The following is a 17196-nucleotide window of genomic DNA, read 5'->3' as shown; positions in this document are numbered from 1 at the left end:
GGTGACCTCCGCGTGAGATGAATGGGATAGGGGCTCTGTGTTGGCCGCCGGCGCTACTGCGTCGAGTTGAGCTGGTCGGCGTAGCTCATGATAAGATTCAAGGTTTCCGTGTCGTCATCGTACACCGAGTACCACCCCTGGAGCTCATGGGGCGGATCGCCGATGTAGTCGTTCCCGAGGAGCCAGTAGTCGTTGCCGTCGTCCGACGGCCTCCCGACCCCGGCCCAGGCCCAGAAGTTGACGCCGGCGAGCTCCGGGTTCTCGACGACGGCGTCGAAGATGGAAGCGTAATACTCGTTCCGCTTGGCGACGGGCGACGAGACCGGCTCGGACTTGTCGTCCCGGGCGAGCCCGAACTCCTCCACGACGATCGGCTTGTTCAGCTCCCTGGCGTGCGCGAGCTGCGCGTCGATGTACCCGTTGCTCTTGGTGATGGCGGCCAGGAGCCCCTTGTCGGCGGCGCTGTCCATCGGCAGCGACGGGTCGTACCACTCCCAGTTCTCGGGCCACACGTGGAAGGTGAGGTAATCGATGCCGGGCACGTCGTGGAACGCCCTGTAATCGCTGTTGGCGTAGTCGCCCCAGTTATAGGACAGGTCGCCCTCCGAGCCGATGGAGACGAGGTGGTTCGGGTCGATGTCCTTGATGAACTTCGCGTTCCTCTCGACCCAGAGCTTGAAGAGCGGGCCCCAGCCCTTGAACGATCGCGGCTCGTTCCCGAGCTGCCACGCCATGATCCCCGGATGGTCCTTGAGCTTCTCGATCAGGACCTTGGCCCGGCTGAAGTAGAACTCCTGGGCCTTCTTGTTGCAGAAGAACAGCGACGAGAGATCCATCTGGTCGGGCCACGGGTTCGTGCTCGGATCGAGCGTGCCCGAGTGAGGGACGGCCCACGCGCCGATGGCCACGGCCTGGCAGTCCTGGCCTGTGCCCTCCTGGAACCGTATCGAGCCGGCGAACGGCACGTGGTGGTCCGCCGCGAGCAGGGCAGCGCCCGTCGTGGGGTGGGTCAGGCCGACCTGGTACGCGCTGAAGTCCTCTCCGCAGGAGAGGGTCGGCTGCTCGTGAGCCCACTTCATGTACTGGGGCATACCGCCGGACCAGTGCCAGAAGTCGTTCAGGGTCATCACCGCCTTCATCCCGCGGCTGTGCATCTCGTCGAGCACCGTCACCAGGTTGTCGGCGAACGCCTCGAGCTGCGCATCGGCGCACGGTTTGTCGGACGATGCCGGAAAGATCCGTTGTGGGCCGTACTGCTGATCGTTCTGCTGCGCCGCGGGGATGTCGCCCTCGCTGAGCGCCATGATCCTGAGGTTCAGGGCGCCGTGGGCCTCGAGGATGTCGAGCTCGGTGCGCAGGCGCTCGCGGCTGATGTAAGGAGCCGACCAGAAGTTCGTGCCCATATACCTGTACGGTTTCCCGTCGAGCGTGAGCTTACTACCTTCGGCGCGGACGTAGCACTTTTCCGGTTGCTGGGCGCAGTCGAGCTCCTGGCCGCCGCCGGTTCCGTCCCCGCCGCCGCCGGTGGCGTCGCTTCCGCCTGTGGCGCCGCTTCCGCCGCCGCCGGTGGCGTCGCTCCCGCCTGTGGCGCCGCTTCCACCGCCGCCGGTGTTGCCGGACCCGCCCGTGCCGCCGGAGGGCGCGGGGTCCGCCGGGTCGGAGGAGGAGCACGCGGCGAGGGAGAGCAAACCCAAAGCGAGCAAGAAGGTCTTCTTCATGGTCGGTTCCTTATGTGGTTCGAGTGTCGTTCCTCACGGATGGCCGAGCCCTGCCGCCCGGAGCGCGCGTCCGGTTCGCAGGGATCTGCCGAGCTGCTGCGCCACCGTCGCGGGGTGGCATCGCCGGCGGCACCGGTGAGCTCCCCCTGATTCCGCGACGATACAAATCTCCGCTCCGGGTGGTCGCTCGCGCGCCGGCGTGGCTCGTGGCAGACCACTTAAACGGTTCAGCGTCAACAGGGAAGAGGTCGGCTGGTGTGGCGCCTCTCGCGTGGTGCGTCTCCGGGCGCGGCGCGGGGGTTCCAGGCTAGACTGGGCGGGCGTGAGCCGAGCCGCCGCGCGGCGGCTCCATGGAGGACGGGGGATGTCGCCGAGCTTGATCCTGTTCGCGGTGCCGGCCTTCTTCGCGCTCATCGGCGTCGAGCTCTGGCTCTGTCGCCGCCGCGGGCGCCGCGACTACCGCTTCTCCGACGCGCTCGCCAACCTCTCGTGCGGGGTCGGGCAGCAGGTCATCGTCTCCGTCGTGAGCGGCGGAGTCCTCGTCCATCTCTTCCTGTTCGAGCGCGCCGCGCTCGCGCGGCTGCCGGAGGGCGCCTTGTGGAGCTGGGCGGCCTGCTTCGTCGCGGTCGACTTCTGCTACTACTGGGCGCACCGCGCGAGCCATCGGGTGAACTTCATGTGGGCCGCGCACGCGGTCCACCACCAGAGCGAGGACTACAACCTCTCGGTCGCGCTGCGCCAGAGCTGGCTCCAGCGGGCCTTGTACTGGCCGTTCTTCTGGCCGCTCGCCGTGCTCGGCTTCCCCACGGGGATGGTCGTCACGACGTATACGCTGAACATCCTCTATCAGTTCTGGATTCACACGCAGCTCGTCGGCCGCCTCGGTCCGCTGGAGTGGGTGCTGAACACGCCATCTCATCACCGCGTGCACCACGGCGTCGACTCCGCGTATCTCGACAGGAACCACGGCGGCGTGCTCATCGTCTGGGATCGGCTGTTCGGCACCTTCTGCGCCGAGGGGGCGGCCCCGCGGTACGGCGTGGTCCAGCCGCTGGCCAGCTTCAGCGCGCTGCGCGCCAACGTCGACCCGTGGCGGAGGCTCGCGCGCATGGCGGCGGCGGAGCCGCGCCTCTCCGGCAAGCTGCTTGTCTGGCTCCGGCCGCCGGAGTGGCGGTCCACCGCGACTGCGCCCGACGGCGGCCCGCTGCGCACCGACCCGGATTACGTCCTTCACGACGTGGCGCGCCCCCGCCGGGCGCGCGCGCTCGCCGCGGCGCTCTTCCTCGCGGCGCTGCTCGGCGCGATCGCGTACCTCCACGCGTCGCCGGCCATGGCCGCGGGCCCGCTGTGGGCGGGGGCGGCCGTCCTCCTCGCGGCGCTCGCGGCGGTCGGAGCGCTGCTCGACGGGCCGAGCCTGCCGGCGCAGGGCGCGGCGGCCGCGAGCTCTCCGAAGGAACTGCCGATCTCGCCGGCGTGAGCCGCCTGTGTACCTCCGTCGTGAAGAGCGACAGACGCTAGACGCCTCGTCGTCCCGTGGAGCCCCCCTCGTCGACCCACGCGCGCGCTAGCTCGAGCGTGCGTGCGTTCTCCTCGACGCGCTGGAGGAACTGCTCGCGCCGCGCGGCGTCGTCGAGCTGGGCGGCGGCATCGAGGAGCCTCGTCCGGGCGTGCGCGATGGCGGTCCGGGCCGCCGGGAGGTCGCCCGCCGCGAACAGCGCCTCGGCGTGGACAAGGCGGGTGAACGCCTCGCCCTCCTCGACCATGCCCAGCCGATCGAGCAGCGCGACAGCCGCGCGCGCCTCGGCGAGCGCCTCGGAGGCCTCGCCGCGCGCGAGCAGGACGGCCGAAAGCGTCGCCCGCGCCAGCACGACGACCGGGCCTATCCTCTCCAGCTGCGCCACGGCGCGCCGGGCCTCGGCCTCGGCGCCGGCGAGATCGCCCGCGCGCATCAGGCACCCGGCGAGGTAGGTGCGCGACGCGCCCGCGAGCCGGCGATCCCCCTGCGCCTCCAGGAACGCGATGGCCTTCCTCAGGGCCTCGCGCGCCTCGTCGAGCGCCCCCAGGCGGCAGAGGGGCGCGCCGAGGGTGCTCCACGCGACCGCCATGCAGCCGTCGAGCCCCATGCGCTCGGCGTCCGCGAGCGCGGCGCGGAGGATGGTCTCCGCCTCGGCGTACGCGCCGAGCTGGTGCTCCTGGAAGCCGAGATCGAGCCGGCAGAAGCAGGCCAGGCGCAGGTTCCCCGCGCGCTCGTGGGAGGCGATCGAGCGCGCGAACAGCGCCCGGCCCGAGCCGTGCCGGCCCGCGTACAGCTCGCGCCAGCCGCGCTCGCGGAGGACGACCCCGCTCACGGCCGGGTCGTCGCAGAAGCGCTCGGCCGCGGCGTCGATGAGCGCCTGGAGCGGCGTGGCGTGCGCGTAGAGGCCGCTGATCGTCAGGTAGAGCGCCGTCCCCGCGGACGCCGCGAGGAGCGGGCCGGTCGCGCCCTCTCCGGTCCAGGCGTCCACGAGATCGCCGCTGAGGCTGGCGAGGCGATCGTGCTGCCCCAGCCGGGCCAGCACGACCGCGGCCTCGCGCACGGCGGCGTACCAGGGCGCGCTGCGCCGGGGCAGCTCCTCCACCGCCATCGTCGCCCAGCGCGCGGCCTCGACGAGCTCGCCGCGCCAGTGGTGCGCCTCGGCCCGGTGCAGGAGGACCTCGCCGCGCGCCTCGCCGCTGATGCCGAGCTCGATGGCGCGCCCGGTCGACGAGAGCACCACGACGAGGTCGTTCGCGGCGAGCGCCTGCGCCGCGGCCTGGTGATAGAACGCGGCGGCGCGCAGCGGCTCGCCGCCCCGATCGAAGTGCTCCGCGATCACCGCGGCCGAGGGCTCGCCCGCGCGCTGGAGCCACTCGCCGGCGAGCCGGTGGCCGAGCGCGCGATCCTGGTCGGTGAGCATCCCGTAAGCCGCCTCGCGCACGAGCGCGTGGCGGAAGACGAGCTCCCGCTCCCCCTCGAACCTCGCCTCGTCGCGCGCGCCGATCCATTCCAGCCGCTCGAGGCGATCGAGGTGATCCGGGAGCCCGGAGACGCCGCCAGGGCCGCCGAGCAGCGCCTCCACCGCGCCTCGCCAGAACACCCGCCCGAAGATGCTCGCCGCGCGCAGCACCTGCCGCGCCGCGCTGTCGAGGCGCTCCAGCCGCGATTGCACCATCGCCAGCACCGTCTCCGGAAGCGCGCCCTGGCTCCCCTCGGACGTCGCCCGGATGAGCTCCTCCAGGTAAAACGCGTTGCCGTCGGCCTGCGCCACGAGCTGCGCCACGGTCTCGGCGCTCACCCCGTCGCCGAGGACCTGCCGCACGAGCCGCGCGCCCGCCCGGGAGCTCAGCTCCTTGAGCCGGAGCTCCTGGAGATCCCTGTGGGCCCAGAGCCCGGGGAACAGCGTGTACACCTCGGGCCGCGCCAGGGCGAGCACCAGGAGGGGCTGGTCCACGAGCCGGCGCAGGGCGTCGTTGATGAACTGGACGGTGGGCAGGTCGCCCCAGTGCAGGTCCTCCAGCACGAGGAGGAGCGGCTGCGTGGCGCACGCGGCGGAGGCGAAATCGAGCCAGGCCCTGCGCATCTGATCGCCCATCAGCGGGGCGTCCTTGCGGGCGGCGCGGAGGGGCGCGCTGTCCTCGTCGGGGAACGGCGTGCCCAGGAGCTCGCCGAGGAACTCCGCCACGCGCTGCGCGTCGGCCGCGCGGACGCGCTCGGTCACCCGCGCGAGCAGCTTCTCCCGGCGCGCCTCGATCGGCTCTCGGTCGCGGATCCCGCACGCGCCCTGGAGGGCCTGCCGCAGCATCCCGAACGGGGCGCCCTTGCGGAGCGGGTCGCCGCGGCCGATCCAGACAGCGACGGGCTCGTCGCGCTGCCGGACGCGGCGGATGATCTCGTAGGCGAGGCGCGACTTGCCGAGCCCCGCCGGCGCGGTGACGAGCACGGCGCGCGCCCGCGACTCCTCGATGCACCCGGCGAGGAGGGCCTCGAGGGTGGCCACCTCCCAGTCGCGCCCGACGCAGGCCGTGGGCTTGCCGAGGAGCATGCGCGCGCCGCGGGCGAGCGGCTCTTCTCCCCGGAGCCACAGGCCCGCCTCGGTCTCGACGACCTCGAAGCGGGCGTCGAGCAGCGCGGCGGTCACCTCGTCGATGGCGATGGGCGCGATGGGCGTCCCGCGTCCTGCCGCCGGCGCGCCCGGGAGCGCCGCCGTGGGCTGCGCCAGCATCCGGACGGCGCGGTCGATCACGTCGCCGACGGGCCGGCCGCCCGTGACCTCCACGCGGCCGGTCGTGAGGACCACCGGCCTGTCCCCGCCGGCGGCGCGGAGCAGGAGCGCGCAGCGGGCCGCCTGCGCTGCCTGATCCGTCGCCACGCCCGCTTCCAGGAGGATCACCAGGATCGACCCGTCCGCCAGGAGCTCCAGGCACGCGCCGAGCGCCTCGATCTCCCGGCGCAGCTCCGGCGACACGACGGCGACCACCGTCTCGGAGTCGGCCCGCCCCGGGGAAGCGGCGAGCCGCGGCCCGGGTCCCATCAGCGCCACCGAGAGCACGCGCCGCTCCTTGTGGGTCAGCGAGGACTGGCGGCGCTGGTTCGAAGGCGGCGGCTGCGACGGCGCGCGCGCCAGCGGCGAGACGCCCATGGCCTCGAGCGCCGCGGCGATCTCCGCGCCGTCGCGGGGGCGGTCGTCCGGGTTTTTGGCGAGCATCCGGGCGCAGAGCGCGTCGAGGGCGGGGGGGACGCCGGGGCAGAGGGAGCTTATCCGCGGCACCTCATCGAGGAGGATCTTCGCGAGGACGGCCATCAGGTGAGCCCCGCAGAAGGCCGGCTGGCCGGTGAGGCACTCGAACAGCACGCAGCCGAGCGCGAAGACGTCGGCGCGCGTGTCGACGTCCTGCCCGCTCCGGGCCTGCTCTGGCGCCATGTACGCCGGGGTCCCGAGGAAGGCGCCTGTCCGCGTGAGCCGCGTGGCGTCGGGGATCCCGGCGATGCCGAAGTCGAGCAGCTTCACGCGCGCGGCGTCGCCGTTCACCAGGAACAGGTTGCTCGGCTTGAGATCGCGGTGAACGATGCCGCGCGCGTGGACCGCCGCGAGCGCGGCGGCGGCGCCCACCGTGAGCGCGATCGCCTCGTCCACGGTGAGCACCCGGCGCTGGAGCCGCTGCTCGAGATCCTCGCCGTCGAGCCACTCCATGGCGAGCCACGGCGCGCCCGAGGCGCCGAGCCCGTGCGCGACGTAGCGCACGATACCTGGGCAGGAGAGCTCCGCGAGCACCCTGGACTCGCGAGAGAGGCGCGATTCGTCGCCGGATTTCTGTTCGTCGAGGCACACCTTGACGGCCACGACCTCGCCCGAGCGCCGATCGACCGCCTGGAAGACAGCCCCCATGCCGCCGGCGCACGCCCGGCCCACGATCTCGAAGCGGCCTCCGAGCACTTCCCCTGGTTGCATCCCCTCGAGTATCGGCGTCCTGGGCCGTGAAAGTCCACGGCGAGCGCCGGGGCTCGCCGCCGAGGCCGACATTGGAGCAGGCGCGCAGCGTCGCCCCCGTGTCCGTGGCCAGCCCCACCGCCGTCGGTCCAGCAGAGGGCGAGGAGCCATGGGACGAATTCTTGTGAAGGATTCTGAGTCCTCTCTCCCCTCAAGGACTGACTCCGTTCCCCGAGACCGGTGTTCCGATCGTCGCAAGCGGCCCAGATCAAGTGACGACTTCTCTGACATGGGGGGACGACGTGTGCCGGTGCGCGCCGCGCGGAGCTTGGCTCTGCAGCATCGCCCCGCCGGGGGCGAAGCCGGGCCGACGTGGACGAGCGTCCGCAGGCTGTGGAGTATGTATAAGGAGGAGGCCCCTTCGATGGGTGCGTGAGCTGTTGATTGGGTGTCGCTTTCCAAGGAGAGCGGAACCCATGGTTCTAAAGAATGCTCTCCCACCCCGGGGGCAGGCCTCCGCTGACCGTCGGCTGGCCGAAGCGCCTTGAACGACGCGTGCCCGCCCCGGGCAGCGGCCGCCTCGACGAGCGTGCCCCTCCGCGCATCGCTGGGCCGCTGGGCGACGCGCAACGCCCCGTGTCAGATGGACGGGACCGACGTCGCCCCGCCCCCGGCGACACCCGCACGCGCCCCGAGCGGTTTGCGCCATGATGATGACTGCCGGTCACAAGGCTGCTCCGTCGCTGCCGGCGAGGCGCCGCCCCGACGGCTGCACGCTGCACGGTGCGTGCCAGCAAGCCGCGGTGCAGCGGCCAGCGGGGCCAGCGCGGCCAGCGCGGCCAGCGCGGCCAGCGTGGCTAGAGCCAGACGTGGAGCACAAGGGAGGCAGCGAGAATCCCAAACTATTCAAAAAATTCGAACATCAACTTGCCACCGAACCCCGACTTGCTATATCTTACATGAAGTATGATGCGCCTAGCTCTCGCATATTCTTCATCTTTGTAGGAGAGCGACCGCATTCGAGGCGCGTTACTTCTGTCTCTGTGTCACCTGCTTGGCTGGTAAAAAGCCACGAAGAATCTTCTGCTCAAGGCCGCTGTACATCCTAGCTAAATTGGCTCTCGACGAACCGTCGAGAGGGTGCGAGCCAGTCGGTTCGCTGGACGGGTTGGTGTTGTCATTGTCACGGGTTGGCGGTTCGTCCGGAGCGACGGGCGCCATCACATGGCCTTGAACGAGCGGAGCGCGACGATTCCATGCCTCGTCGAGCTCTGGTCCGCTGCACTCGTGCGACTCGAGCTCGAGGCTCCGAATCGGCACCCGACGGCGGAGGTTCATCCGGCATAGGGTCGATATCCTGAAGTGAGAGGGAGCAGTCCATCGTGAACAAGAACATTCTGTCTGGCGCTGCCTTGGTAGCAGCCATTTTCGTTGGTATTGCCGCAGGGGCTCCCAGCACCACCTATGGTGCGACCGCCCCCGTCGGCGTTCCCGCTATCGACGTATCTGAGCTGACGATCTCGAAGGTGCAGCTGGCGTACGTGATGCGCCGTTATACGGCGGAGGCGCTGACGAACGCGTATCTCGCGAGGATCGCGCAGTACGAGTCGTCCTACAACGCGTTCACCTCGATGAACCCGAACGCCGTCGCGCAGGCGCGCGAGATCGACAGGAAGCGGAGGATCGGCGTGCCCCTCGGCCCCCTGGCCGGGATCCCCGTTGTCATCAAGGAGTCGATGGATCACGTCGGCTTGCCGTCGACGGCGGGCTGGGCTCCGCTCAGCTCGCAGGTCGCCGGCGGCGTCGATCTGCTCCCCATCAAGAACTCGGTCGTCGTCGATCGGTTGATCGCCGCCGGGGCCATCATCCTCGGGAAGACGAACATCCCGGCCTTCAGCGACGACGGCACCCGGGCGAACAGCAGCTGGGCGGGGCCCACCTACAACGCCGTGGACCCGACCCTGGTGCCCGGGGCGAGCAGCAGCGGCACAGCCACGGCGGTGGCCGGCAACTTCGCCGTGCTCGGCCTCGCGGAGGAGACGGGGGGATCCATCCAGAACCCTGCGGCCGCGCAGAGCCTCGTCGGCATCAAGCCGACGTTCGCGCTCGTCCCCACGGCCGGCGTCGTGCCCCTGGCCGCCAGCACGAGAGACGTGGTGGGCCCCATCGCGCGGACTGTCCGCGACGCCGCCATGGTGATGGATATCCTCGCGGGCTACTCCCCGGAGGACCCCAAGACGAGCCTGTCCAACGGACACCTTCCCGCGGGGGGCTACACGAGCCAGCTGAGCAAGACCGCCCTCTGCGGAAAGCGAATCGGCCTGTACGGCTCGGGGTGGCGCAACGGCGGCCTGTCTCCCGAGACGCAAGCGCTGTACGCGCAAACGATCGAGGAGCTGGAGGACGAAGGCGCGATCGTCGTCGCAGATCCCTTCGCCGGGAGCGGCTTCGCCGATCTGGCCTTGCCCGGTGAGCCCTACGACATGCGAGGGACGGAGTCTGTGGCCTACGACTTCCAGCGCTACCTCAAGGGGGTCAAGGTCGGCGGGAATATCGTCGGCTCGATCGACGGACTGGCGGCCCTCACGGGGATATCTCCGTTCGATCCCGTCGGCGGGCCGCTGTCCTGGTACGTCGACGAGCTCCCCGTGCTGGCCGCCTCGCTGCTCTTCCCCGAGGACGCGCCCGATCTGTCTGGCTTCTGGGCCCTGCGGGACCAGTACGTGAACGTCTTCAATTCCGTGATGGCGACGCACGATCTGGACGGCCTCGCGTTTCCGCAGACCTATGACACGGTGCCGGAGCTGTCAGGCTCGGACACGTATCCCGCGACGACGGAGTCCGCGATCAACATCGCGGGCTTGCCCGGGGTGGTCGTGCCCGCTGGTCAATACAGCGACGGGGCTCCCTTCAGCCTGATCTTCGTCGGCCCTCACTGGAGCGAGGCCGAGCTGCTCGGGTTCGCCTACGATTACGAGCAGGCGACTCAACACAGGATCGAAGCTCAGCTGACCTCGTGGTGAGCTCGCGCCTCGCACCTCCGGCGCTGCCGGGGGTGCGAGGGACGATGCCCCCCAGGGACGCGAGGAAGCCGGCGGCACAACCGGAGGACGGTGCCAGGGCGCCAAGGCGCACGCTGGCACACCCGCGGCACAGGTTGCGTGTTGCACCGTCGTTTTGCCGCGGTTTTGGTCTGCCATCCGGTTGGCGCTGGTCGTGCAATGGTGGACGCCATGACGACGAAGAACGCTTCCATGCTGTTGGTCCTGGCGCCCCTCCTGCTGGCCGCCTGTGACGTGAGCTTCATCGAGGGCGCGATGAACGACGGCGGCGCGAGCGACCCCGCCGATCCGCCGGGCGAGAGCGGCTCGATCGACACTGCGGGCAGCGGCAGCTCCGGGGGCGACGCCGAGCCAGGTGATGCGTTGCCGGCTGTCGCCTTGACGCGCGCTCAGATGGAGGTGCTCTGGGACCGGTACTGGGAGAGCCAGGGTGACGTCGGCGGCAGCAGCAGCGGGTCGGGCGGCGGCCCCGCGCTCGATCCCGATGACCTCTTCCTTCGTGCATCGGATCTCGGTGTCTCGTGCGGCTCCCCGACCACGCATCTCACCTGCGGCGGGCACTGGGCGCTGAGCATCGTGCTGCCCAGCGCCTACCAGCAGGTCGGCGTCTACGATCTCGAGGATCCCGCGCTCGTCAGCTATAGCCACATGAGCGAGACGGGCGAGCCCTACTCTCCGCGGCCGGACGACTGCCCGTGGGGCGGCGGGTCGTTTGGACCGGGCACGCTCGAGATCCTCTCCATCGACGAGGCCGAAGTGCGCTTCCGCCTCAGCGTGGGCTCGCTCTGGGAAACCGATCCCAGCGGCGAGTACACAGCTCCACGCTGCCCCTGAGGCGCAGGCGTCCTGGGGGGGAGGCGCCGCTGCGTTCGCCGCGCTCGCCGGCCTCGCGCTCGCGCGGCGGCGCCGGCGGGCGTAGCCAGCCACGCGCGCGGAGCGCCGAAAGCGCCGAGGAGGGCCCGTTCCGGAGCGGGTTGCCGCGGCTCTCGCGACACGGTGTCGATCAGCCTGTCGAGGGACTGCCAACCTGGCGAGCCGCCACCCTGGCCAGGGCGGGTGAAAGCGCGGCTCTCCGCCGCGCTCTCCGGGCACGGAACGTGAAATACGTGTTCGCATGGCCATCGAGACGATACCCATCGATCGCGAGGACCGCCTCGCCGGCGTCCTCCTCGGGACGGCGGTCGGCGACGCGCTCGGCCTGCCCAGAGAGGGCCTGTCGCGCCGCCGCGCCGCTCGCCTCTTCGGCGCGTCGCCAATCGAGCACCGCTTCGTGCTCGGCCGCGGGATGATCAGCGACGACGCCGAGCACGCGTGCATGACGGCCCAGGCGCTCCTGGCTGCGCCGCGGGACACGGCGCGGTTCGCGCGCGCGCTCGCGTGGCAGCTCCGCGGCTGGCTCGCCTCGCTGCCGGCGGGCGTCGGTTACGCCACCTTGCGGGCGATCCTCAAGCTGTGGCTCGGGTTCTCGCCGGAGCGGAGCGGCGTCTTCTCCGCGGGCAACGGCGCCGCGATGCGCGCGCCGATCCTGGGGGCGGCCCTCGCGCTCACGCCTTCGCGCATCGATTCCATGGTGCGCGCGTCCACGCGCCTCACGCACACCGATCCACGCGCCGAGGAGGGCGCGCGGATCATCGCGCTCGCGGCCGCGTATGCCGCGGTGCGCGCGCCCGAGCAGGTGAACCCGGCCGAGCTGCTCGCGCTGCTCCGCGAGCGCGTCGCGGACGAGGAGCTCCGCCGCAGGCTCGAGCGCGCGGCGGAGCTGCTCGGCCGGCGCGCCTCGGCGGAGGACTTCGCCGCGGCGATAGGCCTCCATCAGGGCGTGAGCGGCTTCATCGTGGACACCGTTCCAGCGGCCCTGTTCTGCTGGCTCGCGCACCCGGGCGATTTCCGCCGCGCGGTGGAGGACGTGATCCTGCTCGGCGGCGACGCCGACAGCACGGGCGCGATCGTCGGCGGCCTCGCGGGCGCGACGGTGGGGGCGCGCGGGATCCCGCGAGCGTGGCTCGACGGGATCGCCGAGTTCCCGCGGTCGATCGCGTGGATGCGGCGGCTCGGCGCGCGGCTCGCGCGGGTGTTCCGGGGCGAACAAGGGGAGGGCGCCGCTGCGGGGGAGGAGCGAACCGCCCGAGCGGAAGGGCCACTCGGCCTCTTCTGGCCGGTATTGCCGCTGCGCAACCTGGTCTTCCTGGCGCTGGCGCTGGGCCACGGATTCCGGCGGATGCTGCCGCCTTACTGAGGTGGGGCGATGGTCGTGGCGGCATTTGCGCTCCCCGTGCCTTCGAGCCCATGCGCCGCTGAGCGGGCGCCCTGGCTTCATGAAGCTGCGCCGGGAAGCGCGCTCTCTGCGGTGCTTCTGGCTATAGTCGGCGGGTGACGAAGCGTCGCACGCAGGCCAAGTCGCCGCCCGTGCCCCCGATGGGGGCGGGCACCGTTGAAGGATCACGGCTCGTCCTCGAGAACGTCCGCTGCTTCGTGCACAGCGAGGTGCCGCTCGGGGCGCAGGTCACGGTCATCATCGGGCAGAACGGCTCCGGCAAGACGAGCATCGTCGAGGCGCTCGCCTCGCTCGCGCCCGGCGACGGCGAGGGGCTCGACCGGTTTCCGCTGCGCCACGGCGGGTCGGCCGGGTCGATCGCGCTCTACGGTGCCGGCCCCGAGCCGATCGCGCGCTGGACCGATGGGGCAGAGCGCTCCCAGCGCGCGCGGCTCCCGCGTGGGCACCACGTCTTCGGTTACGGGCAGTATCGCGCGCTGCGCCCGCCGGTCAGGCCGCGCCAGGCGACCGGGCCCGCGCTCCTCGGTCCGGAGTGGGAGCAGGCGCTGGCCCGGGCGCTCCCGTCGCACCTCGAGGACGCGCTGCGCCGCCCGGCCACGCGCACGCTCGTCGACTTCGACGAGTACCTCTTCCGGGACCTCGCCGCCTACGTCGCGCTCCTGGAGGAGCGCGGCGAGTACGACCCCGCTGCGCGGGTGGTCTGGACGCGGCTCCACGAGTGGCTCGTGGGGCTCGACAGGCGCATCGAAGACGTGGAGATCGTCGAGCAGGAAGGGCGCCGCGTGGCGGCGTTCCGTCGCTCGGGCGTGGCGCTCTCCATCACGGAGCTCTCCGACGGCTACCGCGCGATGCTCTCCGTCGTGCTGGATCTCGCGATCCGCTACGCGCAGCTCTTCTCCGCGCTCGACGACCCGCTCGCGGGCGAGGCCATGGTGGCCATCGACGAGGTCGACCTGAACCTGCACCCGCGCTGGCAGCGGCGGATCATCGACCAGCTCACGGGCCTGTTCCCGCGCACGCGCTTCGTGCTGACCACGCACTCGCCCGCGGTGGTGCAGGCGGCCATCGACGACAGGGAGCGCGAGATCCAGATCCTCGTGCTGGACGAGATGCCGGGCGAGGGCACGACGGTGCGGCTCTTGACGAAGGGTGATCTTGAGCGGCTCGACGGTGCGGAGGTCGACTCGGTGATGGTGGACGACGCTGTCTTCGACGTCCCCTCGCGCCTGTCGCCGACGTACGAGGCGCTGGAGCGGAAGGCCGCGGAGCTCCGGCGGAAGGTCGAGGGCGGCACGGCGACGGCGCGCGACCGGCAGGAGTTGCTCGAGACGCTGGACCAGCTTCAGGGCGTGCTCGCGCGGGAGGAGGAGCGGGAGGGCAAGGGGCCGCTGCTCTCCGAGATCGCGCGGACGCAGATCGCGCTGCTCAGGCGGCTGGATGCGCAGCTTTCCGCGAAGGGAGGGGGACGGCGTGATCCGGCTCCGGCGAAGAGGCGTAAAGCCGCCCGCTGACTGGCGAGAAACGGTCGACGCGGCGTTCCCGGACGCGGCGGCGTTCTGGAAGAAGGCGCGGGCCTTCGAGAGGCTTGCCGAGCAAGGGGCGAAGCGGAAGAAGGGGTTCACCAGCTACGCGCCGGAGGTGCTGCCGGCTGACGAGAAGGGGAAGCCGGAGCTTCCGCCGGTCTGGCGCGCCGATGAGCGGGTGCGGCAAGCGATCGCGGGGATGTCCCACGGATTTTGCGCTTACTGCCAGTCTCCGGTGAGCTCGAATCACCCCGGGACGAAGGGGGAGGAGAAGCCGCCGGGGCAGGTCGAGCACTTCCGGCCCAAGGCGCGCTTTCCCGCGCAGGCGTACGACTGGAAGAACTATTTCATGGCGTGCATGGCGTGCAACGGCGCGAAGCACGACAGGTGGCCGGCCGGCGGGTATGTCCGCCCCGACGAGGGCGACCCGGGCAGCCGCTTCGTGTTCGCGGAGAACGGCGAGATCGCGGCCCGTGAAGGCGATGAGCAGGCGAGGCGCACCGTCGAGGACTTCGGCCTGACGCGTTACTGGCTCACGCAGCACCGGGGAACGGCGATCCAGTGCCATCTCGACTTCGTGAGGAGGTTGATGCGGTGTTCTGGAATCGAGCTTCAGGACGTGCTGATCAAGCGGCCGGTGGCGTTCTCCGAGGCGATCAACCAGAACGTGCGGCGCGTCTGGGCGAGCGGGCGGCGGAAGCGGAAGAAGCCCTCGCGTGGGCGGCCTTGGCGCGGGCGATGAGCGCTTCGAGCTTGGCGCGCTCCTGGGGGTTCCGCTCCGCTTTGCTGAACTGCCGCAGAACCGAAATGGCGCTTGGGTCAGCCGGGGGCATGGCGTCGAGGAAGGCGGAGAAAGCTGCCTCCGAGACCCTGACCAATATCACCACAAAGAGAGCGGCGCACTCGGCCAGCGTGTAGGTCGCCTCTGTCATCTTGTGAAGGACTGGGAACGGACGACGGGTCTGGCTCGGGTCCTTGAGCAATTTGATGATCGCCCTGGTCGCTGGCTCATAGCGCATGTAGGCAAGCGCCATGACGATCGATGCTCTCCCTTCCGTGCTCGTCTTGTCGAGCAGGCGAAGAAGCACCGGTCCAGCAACTTCACCGAGATGGTGAAGCGTCTTGACCTCCGTCGGGCTCGCCGGCGGTACAAGCCGTGCCACGCGCTTCTCGATCTCCTTCCGCAGCGCCTGCCTCACCTCGACGGCGGTCTCTGCGCATTGCGCAGCGAGCATCGTCCCTTCCGCCACGCCCTCGCCGTCCTTGTCGAGAAGCCCGCGGATGATCCGGTCGGCGTGCGTCCCTGGAAAACCGGCTGCGAGGACGATGACCTCATGCCACCACTTGTCTTTGTAGTTGCGCAGAAGCTCGTCGTAAGCGTGCGCGTTCACGAGCTCCATCGCGGCGAGGTACTCCTGGAACGTCAGGTGCGAGAACGCGAACGACCCCGGCGCCCGCTCCACGAGCACGCCGTTGCGGTCGCGGATCTCGGCCACGATCGAGGCGGCTTCCTCTTCCGGGCGGCCGAGATCCGGCAGGTGCGCCGCGAGCCGTCGTACGACCTCCTCCGCGGGCAGCTCCGCCATGCGCGCCCTGTGCATGGAGAGCCCGAGCCGGGCGAGCAGGGCGCGCTTCGCGTGCGCGTCGAGCTTGCCGATGGCGGCGCCCTCCGCGAACTTCGCGCGATCCCACTCGTAGAGCAGGACGTTGGTGATGGCCTCGTAGAGGGCGACCCGCCGCTCCGGGATCCGCTGCCCGAGGAAGCGGTGGACGACGCAGATGACGGAGCAGAGGAGGGGAGTCTCCGCGAGCTTCTCGATCGCCCGGCTCGCCCGCACCCGCTCTTTCAGATCGTCCGCGGCGGCGCGTGCGTCGATCTCGGCCTGTTCACGTGGCTTGTTGAGGCTCAGCTCGGCCGCCAGACACCATCGGTCGATGAAGACGGCGACCTCGTCGCGCGTCATCGGCAGGAGGCGTGCACGCGCAAAGCTCCTGGGTGCGGTCTCACCCCTGCCGGGGGCGGCGACCGGCCTCGTCGTGACGACCACCGAGGTCCCGGGATGTGCGTCGAGCGTCGCCGTGAGCGTTGGCAGCACCTTCCCTGTCACCTCGGCCCGTGCCTCGTCGAGGCCATCGACGAGGAGCAACGCTCGACCGCGTCGGAGCGCCGCTTCCACGAACCAGGGCTCTACGCCGGCCGCGCGAGCGATCCCCTCCGGGCTCGCTGTGGCCTCATGAATGGCTCGCACCGGTACGAGAAAGGGAATGGATTCAGGCCCGCGCCCTGGAATGGATGTGGCCAGCTCACCTCGGGCGGCGCGCGTGGCCAGGTACGCGAGGAGCGTCGATTTGCCGCTGCCCGGCTCGCCGACGATCAGGAGCCGCGGGTGGTCCACGAGCGCGTCCGTCGCGAGCACCCGTGGCCGCTCCAACACGCGCAGCATGGCGCTGGCCGCCTCGGCTTCCAGCGTCGTCGCTTCATCCTTTGGTCTCTTGCCAGTTGTTTTTCTGGGCTTCGCCGAGCGCACTGCCTCGGACGGTTCCTCGACGTGCAGCGGCACATAGGCGATATCGAGATCCTGCCGCACGCGCGCGCTGAGCTGGAGCCCACGGATCTCGATCTGCCCGTATCTCGTCTCTACCTCCCGCCGGTAGGCCCGCTCCGCGGCCGCGAAGCGCGCTTCGTCGTCACCGCGGGCTGCCGCATCGAGCACGGCCCGTTCCTCCGCGCAGCGGATCTCGAACGCATCCGCCTCCGGAAACGCATCCTCGAAGCCCCTTTGCGCCCACCGCTCCACGAGCGAGCGCAGCTCGCCGCGCAGCCCCTCCGGGACCGGGTGATTCCCGCGCGCCTCGAGCGCATCGAGCAGCCGCCGCCTCGCCCGCTCGCGCCGGTTCTTGCGGACCATCTCGGGCAGGTCGCCGCTCGCCCGAGGGGTCTCCGGCGCGTCGGCGAAGATCGCGTCGAGCACCGCCTCCTTGGACGCCGCCGTCGTGGGTGCCACCTTCGAGCGGCGCTTCGCCCCGACGGTCTTGCCTCGCCCCGCCCGGGTCTTCGCCTCTCGTACGGCCGTCGTCACGAGCCGGCATCCTAGAGATCGCCCTCCCCACCGTCCAGCCGCCGAGCGCTGCGCTCCTTCCGGGCCGCGCCTCGCTGGCTACGCCACGTGG

The 17196-nt window shown here is 70.9% G+C and carries 9 protein-coding genes; 6 read left to right on the top strand and 3 right to left on the bottom strand.

The genetic code is table 11. The annotated features are described in order from the left end of the window. Window positions 1-53 precede the first annotated feature (53 nt). The gene (locus WMF44_RS32425) at window positions 54-1718 is read right to left on the bottom strand and encodes a glycoside hydrolase 5 family protein (RefSeq protein ID WP_437293917.1); all 1665 of its coding nucleotides are present in this window, start codon (window positions 1716-1718) and stop codon (window positions 54-56) included. Window positions 1719-2082: 364 nt separating this feature from the next. Here WMF44_RS32425 and WMF44_RS32420 point away from each other — a divergent pair, with 364 nt between their 5' ends. Beyond that, window positions 2083-3195 carry a sterol desaturase family protein gene (locus WMF44_RS32420; protein ID WP_437293916.1) on the top strand — a complete coding sequence of 371 codons (1113 nt, stop codon included), beginning with the start codon at window positions 2083-2085 and terminating at the stop codon, window positions 3193-3195. 37 nt (window positions 3196-3232) lie between these two features. Here WMF44_RS32420 and WMF44_RS32415 read toward each other — a convergent pair whose 3' ends face one another. Beyond that, complete coding sequence (locus WMF44_RS32415) at window positions 3233-7186, bottom strand: protein kinase domain-containing protein (RefSeq protein WP_437293915.1); 3954 nt, start codon at window positions 7184-7186, stop codon at window positions 3233-3235. 1523 nt (window positions 7187-8709) lie between these two features. On the opposite strand from WMF44_RS32415, the gene WMF44_RS32410 reads away from it, so the two are divergent. From WMF44_RS32410 to WMF44_RS32390, 5 genes are all read left to right on the top strand, one after another. Continuing rightward, window positions 8710-10188: an amidase gene (locus tag WMF44_RS32410; RefSeq protein WP_437301639.1), complete on the top strand. Its 1479-nt coding sequence runs from the start codon at window positions 8710-8712 to the stop codon at window positions 10186-10188. A gap of 210 nt (window positions 10189-10398) precedes the next feature. Beyond that, complete coding sequence (locus WMF44_RS32405) at window positions 10399-11061, top strand: hypothetical protein (RefSeq protein WP_437293914.1); 663 nt, start codon at window positions 10399-10401, stop codon at window positions 11059-11061. Between the two features lie 280 nt (window positions 11062-11341). Continuing rightward, on the top strand, window positions 11342-12463 hold the full coding sequence (locus WMF44_RS32400) for an ADP-ribosylglycohydrolase family protein (protein WP_437293913.1): 1122 nt from the start codon (window positions 11342-11344) through the stop codon (window positions 12461-12463). A 134-nt stretch (window positions 12464-12597) separates the two neighbouring features. Continuing rightward, window positions 12598-14013, top strand: a complete 1416-nt coding sequence (locus WMF44_RS32395; RefSeq protein WP_437293912.1) for an AAA family ATPase — start codon at window positions 12598-12600, stop codon at window positions 14011-14013. Further along, a complete protein-coding gene (locus tag WMF44_RS32390; RefSeq protein ID WP_437293911.1) occupies window positions 13973-14767 on the top strand; it encodes an HNH endonuclease in 795 nt (264 codons plus the stop codon). Before WMF44_RS32395 ends, WMF44_RS32390 begins: the two co-directional genes overlap by 41 nt. Here the strand turns inward: WMF44_RS32390 and WMF44_RS32385 are convergent. After that, window positions 14682-17105: an NACHT domain-containing protein gene (locus WMF44_RS32385; RefSeq protein WP_437293910.1), complete on the bottom strand. Its 2424-nt coding sequence runs from the start codon at window positions 17103-17105 to the stop codon at window positions 14682-14684. The genes WMF44_RS32390 and WMF44_RS32385 overlap by 86 nt on opposite strands. Between the last annotated feature and the right edge of the window lie 91 nt (window positions 17106-17196).

It is taken from the genome of Sorangium sp. So ce426 (assembly GCF_051475585.1).
Taxonomy (GTDB): domain Bacteria; phylum Myxococcota_A; class Polyangia; order Polyangiales; family Polyangiaceae; genus Sorangium; species Sorangium cellulosum_B.
This window is presented reverse-complemented; position numbering and strand designations above follow the sequence as displayed.

Coding starts and splice junctions, on each gene's coding strand:
- WMF44_RS32420 (WP_437293916.1), top strand. CDS start 2,083: ATGTCGCCGAGCTTGATCCTGTTCGCGGTGCCGGCCTTCTTCGCGCTC.
- WMF44_RS32400 (WP_437293913.1), top strand. CDS start 11,342: ATGGCCATCGAGACGATACCCATCGATCGCGAGGACCGCCTCGCCGGC.
- WMF44_RS32415 (WP_437293915.1), bottom strand. CDS start 7,186: ATGCAACCAGGGGAAGTGCTCGGAGGCCGCTTCGAGATCGTGGGCCGG.
- WMF44_RS32405 (WP_437293914.1), top strand. CDS start 10,399: ATGACGACGAAGAACGCTTCCATGCTGTTGGTCCTGGCGCCCCTCCTG.
- WMF44_RS32410 (WP_437301639.1), top strand. CDS start 8,710: ATGCGCCGTTATACGGCGGAGGCGCTGACGAACGCGTATCTCGCGAGG.
- WMF44_RS32425 (WP_437293917.1), bottom strand. CDS start 1,718: ATGAAGAAGACCTTCTTGCTCGCTTTGGGTTTGCTCTCCCTCGCCGCG.